Here is a 2,226-nt window from a genome sequence, read left to right as displayed (position 1 = left end):
AATGGGATCCATGCATTCCTCGCGACCGTCGCATCGGCCCGAAAATCCGGACCGCTTCCCGGCGCTCACCTTGTTTGGAAAGCACGATGCGACAATTCGGGACAATCAGCCAGCTTTGTGCGCCCCAAATCGGCGCATGCCGCTCTGAATCACCGGCGAGATCGGCGGCTGTGTGGTCAGGTTCCAGCACGGCGCAAGCGGTGCGCCATCTGGGACAGGTCATCCTTGCCGCTGCCGAAAATGCCGTCCAACATGACAAGCAGTTCTCGCACGGCGTCGGATTTGCAGGAGTAGTAAATCATCTGCCGGTCGCGGCGGGTGTCGACAAGGTCGAGCGCCCGCAACTTGGCGAGATGCTGGGACAGGGCGGATTGGCTGAGCATCACCTTCTCGGCTATGGCTCCCACCGACATTTCACCTTCGGCGAGGTAGCTCATGATCAACAGTCGCTTCTCATTGCCCATCAGCATGAGAAACTCTGCCGCCGATTCGGCGTTCACGATTAGCTTTGTCGAGACCATCGATCCCCCATGCTTCCTGTTCATCCCGACGCCATGGGGGCAATGGCGTCTGATTCCATAAATTCACTTATCGATCGGCGCTGGCGATTCAGCGTCACTAAAAGGTAGAGCATTTCACCTAAATCTCAAGTGTTGCTTTTGATCCAGCATAATTAAGTCTCAGTCCCGGCGTCGACAATGGCTCGGCCCGCCCTCGCCATATCGACCAGAACGTGCCGCAATTCACCTGCTGCGCCCAGAGGTTGCGGGTAAAAGACCCGGCAAGCGCCGTCGCCCGACACCAGATCCATGCCATCGGCATCGAATCCGGCAATACGCCAGCCGTTGCCGGATACTTTGGCGAAATGCTGTGCGTAAACGGCGATCGCGTCGAGATGGTCGGCGTTCATGTGGTCGATGGCCGATTGTTCGCGCGCCGCGAGTTCCTCGACGACCGGTCCGCTGGCGAGCAGATCCGATCGGTCGAGCTGATAGGCCTTGCCGAAGCCGCCGTTGAGGCTGGCGCGTTGCGGATCGAGGCGAAAGATCGAAAAGTCACCGAGACCGGCGTAAAGTTTCGCCCTGGCATTGTGATTGAGGTAACGGCGCTCGGTGCGGGCGTGTTCGGCCGATCCGCGCTCGATCCTTACCGCCTGGCAGACCAGTGTCAGGCGCGGGTGCGCCAGCGGGTCGCCCTTGCCTGGTTCGCCGAGCAACAGGGAACAGCGCGGGTCGGCAAGCAGCGCGCCGGTGTGCGCCGAAAGCATCGACACCAGGATCAGCGGTGCGCCGTCGATGTCGGTGGCCACGCCAACCCTGCTGGCCAGCGGCGAGCCGGTTTGCGGTTCGATCACCGCCAGGGCGCCAAAGCGGGCGCTGCGCAGAAGCGTCTTCGCCAGCCGGATCGCTTCGGCGTCCGTCTCACGGATCACGTCCTTCTTCGGGTCGTCCAAGGCAGCACCGCAGTAAGTTGATTTTTGTTCTCTAGTTATCGGTCAGCAAGCCGGATTTGACAAGGTCGTCGATCTCGGCTTTCGCAAAGCCGAAACTTGCCAGCGTTGTCGACGGCAACAAATCCTCATCGCCGGGCATAGTGGCCAATGTCGGTTGCGAACTCGAGAAACGCGGGGCCGGGGCCGGGCGCTCAAATGCACCTGCCGTCACAGAGGCGTTGCGTGCCCGATTGTGCGGGTGGTGCTTTGCCTCTTGCAGCGACAGAACGGGTGCAACGCAGGCATCGGTTTGCGCGAACAACCGGTCCCAGTCGTCGCGTGGTTTCTGCCGGATCCGATCGGCAATGGCGGCGCGCATCGGCGGCCACAGGGCCTTGTCGTACTGGCCGGATGCAAAGCACTCGTCGAGCGGCAGCAGCCTCGCGAATTCGGCGAAGAATTGCGGCTCGAGACAACCGATGGCGATATGACGTCCGTCCGACGTCTCATAGGTGTCGTAGAACGGGGCGCCGGAATCGAGCAGGTTCGCGCCACGCTTGTCGCTCCACAAGCCGGCCGCCATCAAGGCGTGCAGGGGCACCGCCAGCATCGAGGCGCCATCGACCATCGCGGCGTCGATAACTTCACCCTTGCCCGTGCGCGAACGTTGGAACAGGGCGGCCAGCACACCGGCAATCAGCATCATGGCGCCACCGCCATAGTCTGCAACGAGGTTGAGCGGCGTGACGGGACGGCCGCCGGCATGGCCGATGGCGTGCAGCACGCCGCTATAG

At 61.9% G+C, this 2,226-nt stretch carries 3 protein-coding genes; all 3 read right to left on the bottom strand.

Annotated elements, in window-relative coordinates:
- Positions 1-176: 176 nt before the first annotated feature.
- The 3 genes from EN994_RS28160 to EN994_RS28150 all read right to left on the bottom strand — a co-directional run bounded on the left by EN994_RS28160 (position 177) and on the right by EN994_RS28150 (position 2,216).
- Positions 177-521 (bottom strand): metalloregulator ArsR/SmtB family transcription factor, encoded by a 345-nt coding sequence (locus EN994_RS28160; RefSeq protein ID WP_013529913.1) that lies wholly within the window; start codon positions 519-521, stop codon positions 177-179.
- A gap of 152 nt (positions 522-673) precedes the next feature.
- Positions 674-1,453: a HugZ family protein gene (locus EN994_RS28155; protein WP_063168872.1), complete on the bottom strand. Its 780-nt coding sequence runs from the start codon at positions 1,451-1,453 to the stop codon at positions 674-676.
- 31 nt (positions 1,454-1,484) lie between these two features.
- Positions 1,485-2,216 (bottom strand): CoA transferase, encoded by a 732-nt coding sequence (locus EN994_RS28150; RefSeq protein WP_245466104.1) that lies wholly within the window; start codon positions 2,214-2,216, stop codon positions 1,485-1,487.
- Positions 2,217-2,226: the final 10 nt, after the last annotated feature.

The sequence above is a fragment of the Mesorhizobium sp. M7A.F.Ca.CA.002.09.1.1 genome, from assembly GCF_003998555.1.
Taxonomy (GTDB): Bacteria; Pseudomonadota; Alphaproteobacteria; order Rhizobiales; family Rhizobiaceae; genus Mesorhizobium; species Mesorhizobium ciceri.
Note: the sequence above shows the minus strand (reverse complement) of the source record. Positions and strands in the feature narration are given on the sequence as shown.

Bases quoted from the DNA above. Each gene is read 5' to 3' on its own strand.
- EN994_RS28160 (WP_013529913.1), bottom strand. From the start codon at position 521: ATGGTCTCGACAAAGCTAATCGTGAACGCCGAATCGGCGGCAGAGTTT.